General features: G+C 50.4%; 8 protein-coding genes. 5 read left to right on the forward strand and 3 right to left on the reverse strand.

Annotation, left to right across the window (positions count from 1 at the left end; all coding sequences use genetic code 11):
* On the forward strand, positions 1–280 hold a 280-nt coding region (locus Q0438_RS08140), incomplete at its 5' end, for a VOC family protein (RefSeq protein ID WP_299190007.1).
* Between the two features lie 163 nt (positions 281–443).
* Here Q0438_RS08140 and Q0438_RS08145 read toward each other — a convergent pair.
* The 3 genes from Q0438_RS08145 to uvrA all read right to left on the reverse strand — a co-directional run bounded on the left by Q0438_RS08145 (position 444) and on the right by uvrA (position 4,430).
* The gene (locus Q0438_RS08145) at positions 444–1,004 is read right to left on the reverse strand and encodes a hypothetical protein (protein WP_299190008.1); all 561 of its coding nucleotides are present in this window, start codon (positions 1,002–1,004) and stop codon (positions 444–446) included.
* Between the two features lie 177 nt (positions 1,005–1,181).
* A complete protein-coding gene (locus Q0438_RS08150) occupies positions 1,182–1,562 on the reverse strand; it encodes a hypothetical protein (RefSeq protein WP_299190009.1) in 381 nt (126 codons plus the stop codon).
* 21 nt (positions 1,563–1,583) lie between these two features.
* A complete protein-coding gene (gene uvrA, locus Q0438_RS08155) occupies positions 1,584–4,430 on the reverse strand; it encodes an excinuclease ABC subunit UvrA (protein WP_299190011.1) in 2,847 nt (948 codons plus the stop codon).
* A 74-nt stretch (positions 4,431–4,504) separates the two neighbouring features.
* Here uvrA and Q0438_RS08160 point away from each other — a divergent pair, with 74 nt between their 5' ends.
* The 4 genes from Q0438_RS08160 to Q0438_RS08175 all read left to right on the forward strand — a co-directional run.
* The gene (locus Q0438_RS08160; RefSeq protein ID WP_299190013.1) at positions 4,505–5,572 is read left to right on the forward strand and encodes a hypothetical protein; all 1,068 of its coding nucleotides are present in this window, start codon (positions 4,505–4,507) and stop codon (positions 5,570–5,572) included.
* A 106-nt stretch (positions 5,573–5,678) separates the two neighbouring features.
* Positions 5,679–6,158: a hypothetical protein gene (locus tag Q0438_RS08165; RefSeq protein WP_299190015.1), complete on the forward strand. Its 480-nt coding sequence runs from the start codon at positions 5,679–5,681 to the stop codon at positions 6,156–6,158.
* A gap of 73 nt (positions 6,159–6,231) precedes the next feature.
* A complete protein-coding gene (locus tag Q0438_RS08170) occupies positions 6,232–7,491 on the forward strand; it encodes a spore photoproduct lyase family protein (RefSeq protein WP_299190017.1) in 1,260 nt (419 codons plus the stop codon).
* Positions 7,492–7,850: 359 nt separating this feature from the next.
* Positions 7,851–8,207, forward strand: a 357-nt coding sequence (locus Q0438_RS08175) for an SDR family oxidoreductase (RefSeq protein WP_299190019.1), incomplete at its 3' end; no start/stop codon positions are given.

Here is an 8,207-nt window from a genome sequence, read left to right on the forward strand (position 1 = left end):
CAGCCTGCGTTTCGGCTCTTCAAAGATCAATATCCACACCCGCGCGGGCGAGTTTGCGCCGTTTGCGGCGCGTCCTATAGCGGGCTCGGCGGATTTTTGCCTCATCTGCGAGGGGCAAAGCGCGCAGCAGCTCAAAACGGAGCTTGAAAGCAAAGGGGCGCAAATAGAGCTTGGCGTCGTGCCTCGCACGGGCGCGCGCGGCGCTATGCAAAGTATCTATCTGCGCGATCCTGACGGCAATCTCGTAGAGCTCGGCGTATATGAAAGCGGTGATAATTAGCGCGTAAATTTAAGGACAAAATTTCAAGCAAAACGCTAAAAATTTAAAAATTTTCCAAATTCTATCTTTCATTAAAGATCAATATTCTGCGGATTAAATTGTTTATCCCGCGGTACGCTAATTATGTATCGTTTATATATTTTTGAAACCTTATCTTTTATTTTTAGAATTTCATAAATTTGTTCATTTTATTCACTATTATTTTTGCAATATCATAAGGCGGTTTCCAAAATAAATATCCCTCTGTAATATCTATATTTAGCGTATCCAAGAAATATCTTTGCAGCTCATCAAACTCCTTTTTACTATTGATCGTAAATACTTCTGAATCGAAACCGTTGCATATCAGCAATTTATCACAAAGTAAGAACCTAGCCGTTTTCTCAAACAGAATATAGCAGACAAATTTAATAATAGGCATAAGCGACAAGCCCATAATTATAAAAATAAACATATAAAATTTAAAGTTGTATAATGCTACGACGATCATCATGAATAAAGCCAAAATACAAAATTTGATTCTTACATCAAAGGGCGCAAAATTGGGAATCATGTAAGCATATCTGTAAACGGAGATATTTTTTAACGATATCTCTTTTTCGCATCTAGTTTTATTTTTAAATTCTATTTTATCCCTCATAAAGGTTATTGTTTTTTTGCTTTTTAGAAAGTGCGCCGCGTATATAAGGAAAAATGCGGTACCATAACCTAGTAATATTTTCATATAAAACCTAAATTTATACTCGCCGTCAAAATTCTGTACCAAAGAACAAATTAACAAAATTCCAAGAGCTATCAGCCAAAACAGATCGTCTATCTTTTTTACGACTATCGGATATTTGTCGTAGTCTCCGGCTTTGGAATTCTGCCGTAAAGAGCCGCTGTCATTTGAGGTAAAATTTTATGGCTCTGCGTTGTTTTCACAGGTGGAATTTTGATCCGCTTTGGCTTCTAAATTTAAAGCGTCAGGATCGGAATTTAGGGTTTCAGAATTTGAAGCTTCGGAATTTGGAACTTTAGAATTCGGGGCTTTAGAATTCTGGGTTTCATAATTCGAAATTTCAGAATTCGGGAACTCAGAATTCGAGGCTCCAGGATTCAGAGATTCAAAATTTGAGACTTCAGAATTCAGGGCTTCAAAATTTGAAACTTCGGAATTTTTGGTTTCAGAATTTGGGGCTTTAAAATTTTCGCCGTTAGAATTTTGTTCCAAGCCCCGCTTTGGCTCCTGATGCCGCTTTTGTAGTAGCCTTTTTAATTCCTCAAGCCTGCTTTGATCCATTCTTGCCCCCGATAAGGCGTTTTAACCTCGCTTATTTTTGCTTGCGCTCTTCATCGCCGCTAGCTCCTGCGCCAAAAATTCTCCCGTGTAGCTACTGGTCTTTTTGAAATCTTTCGCAAGCTTTTCGGGGGTGCCGCAAGCGACGATCTGTCCGCCGCCCTCACCGCCCTCGGGCCCCATGTCGATAATGTAATCGCAGTTTTTGATGACGTCCAGATTATGCTCGATCACAAAGACGGAATTCCCAAGATCGACCAGATGGTGCAGCACCGCCACCAAGCGATCTACGTCTGCAAAATGTAGCCCCGTCGTCGGCTCGTCCAGGATATATAGCGTGTTGCCCGTGTCGGTGCGGCTTAGCTCCTTGGCGAGCTTGACGCGCTGTGCCTCGCCGCCGCTAAGCGTCGTGGCGGGCTGTCCGAGCGAAACGTAGCCGAGCCCGACGTCCGCGAGCGTTTTTAGCTTTTGATAAATTTTAGGCACGGCTTTGAAAAACTCGAGCGCCTCGTCGATACTCATCGCCAAAACGTCGGCTATGCTTTTGTTTTTGTATAGAATTTCAAGCGTCTGCGCGTTGTACCTCGTGCCGTGGCAAACGTCGCAAACGACGCTGATATCGGGCAGGAAGTGCATCTCGATCGTGATCTCGCCCTCGCCCGCGCATTTTTCGCAGCGCCCGCCCTTGACGTTGAAGCTGAAGCGGCCGATCTTGTATCCGCGCAGCTGCGCTTCCTTCGTCGCGGCAAAAAGCGCGCGGATCTCGTCCATCACCCCCGTGTAGGTCGCAGGATTGCTGCGCGGGGTGCGTCCGATGGGGGTTTGATCCAGATAGATCACTTTATCCAAGCTCTCAAGCCCCGAAATTTTAGCGCCCTTTACCGCGTGCACTTTCCTCGCGCGATTTAGCTCCTCAAGCGCGGTAGGCAGTATGGTTTGCAGCACCAAGGAGCTCTTGCCGCTGCCGCTAACGCCCGTGATGCCGACTAAATTTCGTAGCGGAAATTTTGCGCAAAGGCCGTGGATATTATTGATATTTACGTTTTTGATACTTAGCCAAAGCTCCTGCTTGCGGTGCTTTTGGTAGTTTATCTCCTTTTGGTTGTTCAGATACAGCGCGGTTTGCGTATTGCTTTTAAGCAGATGCGCCACGTCTCCTGCGAATACGACCTCGCCGCCTAGATTGCCCGCCCCCGGGCCGATATCCACGACAAAATCCGCCGCCTCGATCGTCTTTTTATCGTGCTCGACGACGATTACGGAATTTCCCTTTTCCTGTAAGCTTCGTAGCGTCTTGATGAGCTTTTGCGTATCGCGCTCGTGAAGTCCGATGCTAGGCTCGTCGAGCACATACATCACGCCGCTAAGACCCGAACCGATCTGGCTTGCGATACGGATACGCTGCGCCTCGCCGCCGCTGATAGTGCGCGCATCGCGCCCCAGCGTGAGGTACCCAAGTCCCACGTCTTTTAAAAAAAACAGCCTTTCGTTGATCTCTTTTAGGATCGGCGCAGCGATTTGCGCGTCCTTTTCGCTTAAATTTGAAAACCGCTTCTCGTCGCTGAAAAATTCTACGCAGTCTGCGATACTCATATTTATCACGTCGCCGATACCCTTATCTGCGACCTTTACGGCTAGGCTTTCGGGGCGCAGGCGCAGCCCGCCGCAGTCGGGGCAAATTTTTTCGCTCATATACTCATCCAGATCGCTTTCGTTTTTGAGCAGATCGTAGGCGTATTTGATCGCGCCCTCAAATTTACGCACGAGCTTATGTTTTTTCCAGTAAAAATCGATCTCTTTGACGCTACCGTAGAGGATCAGTTTTTTTTGCTCCTCGTTTAAGTTTGCATACGGGATTTTTACGTTTATGCCGTTTGCCTCGCAAAATCCGAGCAGAAATTTATAATAATAGCTCTTGTTAAATCCCGACATCACCTTGATCGCGCCGCCCTCGATCGAGGCGTTTTCGTTGATGATCTTGCCCATATCGAGGCTAAATTTTATCCCTAGCCCGTCGCAGCTCTCGCACGCGCCCTTTGGGGAGTTAAAGCTAAACGCGAGCGGCTCAAGCGGCTTGAATGAAATTTTACAATCAAAGCACGCCATATGCTCGCTGTAGTGGATCAGGCTCTGCGCAAGACCTAGCTCGGCGGCGTTTGCGATCTCCACCTCAAGCTCGCCGAAGCTGAGCTTGAGCGCCTTTTCGACGTCGCTTGCGATACGGATGGAATTTTCCTCGTCGATGATCGTGCGGTCGATGATGACCTTGATCGAGTGCTTTTTCGTCTTGCTTAGCTCGATCTCCTCGTCCAGCCGCACCAGCACGCCGTCGATCTGAGCGCGCACGTAGCCCTGCTCGCGCAAGCTTTGCAGCATGTCGGCGAAGCTGCCCTTTTTCTCGCGCACCAAGGGTGCGCCCAAGATCACTTTTGCACCGCGCGGCAGCTTCATAATCTCGGCGATGATGTCGCTGGAGCTCATCTTTGAGATCGGCTTGCCGCATTTGTGGCAGTGCTGCACCCCAACGCGCGCATATAAGAGGCGCAGATAGTCGTAAATTTCGGTAATCGTGCCCACCGTCGAGCGCGGATTTTTCGACGTCGTTTTTTGATCGATAGCGATCGCAGGCGTCAGACCGTCGATCTTATCGACGTCGGGCTTGCCTACGCGGTCTAAAAACTGCCTCGCGTAGCTGCTTAGGCTCTCGACGTATCTGCGCTGCCCCTCGGCATATAGCGTATCAAACGCCAGAGTGCTCTTGCCGCTGCCGCTAAGACCGGTGAAGACGACGAGTTTGTCCTTTGGAATTTGCAAATTTATATTTTTCAGATTGTGTTCGCGTGCGCCTGTGATGGTGATGAGATCGTTCATTTTCGCCCTTTTGTGCAAATTAATCTTACATTATAGCTCAAATTGTTAAAATTGCGCTTTTGGAAGGGGCGGCGATGATACTAATCTGCACGGCTTTACGCTGCGAAGCCCAAGCGATAATCGAAAGTTTTAAACTTACGCGCAGAGGCGATCTGTTCGCAGGCGAGCAGATGCTTCTATACATCTGCGGCGTGAGGTTTGGGGCTAAATTTAAAGCGGGCGCGGAATTTGTTCGCCGCGCCGATACAGACGCGGAATTCGGACGCGAGCTTCGCGAGAACCAACGCGGCGCGGATCTAAAATTTGAGCTCCGCTCGGACGCGGGCGCGCTCTGCGGCGTCGATGCAGAGGTCGGTTCTGCGCGAAATGCGGCTGAAAATTTTGAAATTTTAAATTTTGGTTCCACGCAAAATTCAAAGCGCTTCGGCGAAATTTTACTTTCGCGGCGCGTGGACTTTGCGCTAAACATAGGCGTCTGCGGCTGCGCGGATAAAGACGTGCGGATCGGCGAGGCGTTTTACTTTGACGGCACGACAGCGCAGGAATTTTGCGGCGAGAACGGATCGGAATTTTATCGCTCGCAGGTTGGGGAACACAGCGAGCAAGCTCTAAAATTTCAAAACGTTTGCGAACAGGAATTTTGCGGCGCGAGTTTGGACGGCAAGCTGCGAGCAAATTTAATCTGCGTAAACGAGCCTAAAATTTTAAACGCGGCGGAATGGAGCGGTGAGGCAAATGTCGCAGAGATCGAGGCGTGCGGCGAGATAAACGCACAAGCCCCAACGCAAGGAACGAACGGTGCAGCAAATACAAAAAATTTCACGCACGACGCGTCTCAGACTGCGGCACAAAGCGCGACGGGTGGGCACAACGACGCGACGAATACCGCAGCGCGCGCAACACAAAATATGCCGTGCACGGCAAAAGACGCTACTAGCAGGCGCGCAAATCGCAGTATCAGGCTTTACGATATGGAGAGCGCGCTTTTCGTGAGCGCTTGCGAGCGAGCGGGCGTGCCGTGGGCGATGATGAAGATCGTAAGCGATCATTTGGACGGCGAGCGGCTTAGTAAAAGCTTCGTCTATGAGCTCGTAAAGGCGCGCCTGCCGCAAATCCGCGCCGCGATAAAGGGCAAAATTTAACTATGAGTGCGTGCGCAAAAAAAACTTGGCCGAGGGATGAAATTTTAGCCTCGCGCGCCGAATACGACGCGGAATTTGAAGGTATTGCGAAGGCATAGGAGAAACGATGAAAATAAAAGGCTCTTATCTGTGTTTTGCGCTCTTAGGGTTCGCATGCGTCGCGGCTTGCGCGTATGCCGCGGCGGATCTGTTTGCCGATCTGCCCTCGCTAGTCTTTTTAGCCCTTTTGCTCGCATTTGCCTGCATCGGGCTATGGCTAAAAGATGCCCTAATAGGCGCGCGCTACCTATTTTACTGCGTCTGCGTGCAACTGTTCTTTGCGGCGGCCATATTCGCCGCCCTCAAATTCCCCGCCATGGCGCAGTTTGTGCGCAGTGCGGAGATAGGCACCGGCGGCACCGGCATACCGCTAGGCATCGTTCTGCTCGTGCTGCCCGCGTTTTTCTGCGCCCTGCCGTATTACTACCGAACGGGCGTCAAAAAAATCCCGCAAAAGTTCGCACTCGGCGGAATTTTGATCCTAAACGTCGCTATTACGCTAGCTTACGCCTTCTATTTCGAGCGACTATTCTGTGGCGCGATCTGAAATTTCAACGATTTTCAGTGACGGCACGCGAAATTTAAGTATAATTTGCAAAATTTAAACGAAGCGGAGCAAGATGACGGAGGCAAAAAAGGAGCTAGGCGCGCAGTTTGGCGTGAATCTGAGCGAGCGATCAAGCGCATTTTTGGGCGCGCTATTTGAGAAATTTCACTTTTCATTTCAGCAACGAAAGCAGCTAGCGGAGTTTGCGAGCGATTTTGAGGCGTGGGACGAGGCGCCCGTTTATGAGCTGCTTGCGGACGAGCAGTGCGGGCTAAATTTTAATAAAACAGGGAAAGTCCAAAACGGCGAGCAAATTTTTAATTTCGTGCGCGAGACTTGGCTGGATCTCAAATCGCGCCCGCACTCGTACGCGAGCTTCAAAAGCGATTACGCGCCGAAAAAATTTGAAATTTCCTCCTTTCGCGCAGACCGCATCGCCCTTGGGCGCTGTCCTGTGGCTAGCGAAAACACGCGCTGCTGCAACTTGCTGACGCTCGATGCGGTCAATTCGTGCGGCTTTGACTGCTCCTATTGCGCGATCGGCTCCTTTTACAAGCACGGGAAAATCGGCTTTGACGAGAATTTTGCGGCAAATTTAGCGCGGCTGCGACTCGATCCCGCGCGCAGCTACCACATCGGCACGGGTCAGAGCTCCGACTCGCTCATGTGGGGCGATCGCTTCGGCATTTTAAGCGCATTATACGATTTTGCGGCGCGGCATCAAAACGTGATTTTGGAGCTTAAAAGCAAGTCGAATAATATCCGGTTTTTCCTGCAGCGCGAGATCCCGCGCAATCTCATCATCACCTTTTCGCTAAATACGCCCGCGATCATAGCGAACGAGGAGCATCTAAGCGCGAGCCTGGATGCGCGGCTCGCGGCAGCCGAAGCGCTTGCGGCGCGCGGCATTTTAGTGGGCTTTCACTTCCACCCGATGGTTTGGTATGAGGGATGGCAAAACGATTACGGCGCGCTTTTTGAGCGGCTGCTACGCAGCTTCGATCCAAGCGGCGTCGCTATGGTTTCGCTCGGCACGCTTACCTTCATCAAGCCCGTCGTCAAGAAGCTGCGCTTGCGCGGGCTGCGGAGCAAAATTTTGCAGATGCCCCTTGCGGACGCGAACGGCAAGCTGTCCTACCCGCTGCAGATCAAACGCGAACTTTTTAAATTTGCCGCGGACGCGCTTTCGCCGTGGCGCGAGCGGGTGTTTTTATACCTCTGCATGGAGGATGCGAGCCTGTGGCGCGAGGTTTTGGGCTGCGAGTACGAAAGTAACGACGCATTTGAGGAGGCGATGAAGGCGGCGTATTTTGCAAAGATACGGCGGCGCTAGACACGCTGTTTGTCGCGGACCGACCGCAGCTCGCTCATGTGTGACGCCGAGGATACGGCGCGAAATTTGCGGCGAGCGAGCGGTTAAAATTTAGCGGCACACCCGGCTTTATAAAATTAATTTTATAAATCATGCGGGGCGGGTACAGCGAGTGGCGATGAAATTTTACAAAACGCTCGCACGGCAAAATGCCACGGGCTAAATTTAAAATTTTACCAGACAAAGTCGCGGCGCGGTTTAAATAATCCGCGTAAATTTAGCGGCGGATACAATGGGCAGAGAAAATTTAGCGCAGCGAAATTTGCTCGGCGCGCCAAGCTTAACGCGCCGAAAGGGCGTAAAAATTTAAAGGAGAAAAGATGAATGCATTGATCACGGGCGCAAGCGGCGGTATCGGCAGCGCGGTTGCGGAGCTTTTGCGGCAAAACGGCTATGAAATTTTAACGCTAAGCTCGCGCTTCGAGGATACGGACGCGCTGGCGAAGGAGTGTCGCGCGCTGGCTGCGGCGCAAGAGATTGACGCACTGATCTTATGCGCGGGTACGGCGAAATTTGCGCCGCTTGAAGCGATGAGCGAAAGCGAAATTTTAAAAATTTTAAACGTAAATCTCGCCGCAAACATCATCATCACGCGCACGCTTTTGCCGAATTTAAAACGCAGCCGCGCCCATATCATCGGCATCAGCTCGATCGAGGCGCTGCGAGCGAGCCGCTTT

The organism is uncultured Campylobacter sp. (assembly GCF_938030785.1).
GTDB lineage: Bacteria > Campylobacterota > Campylobacteria > Campylobacterales > Campylobacteraceae > Campylobacter_B.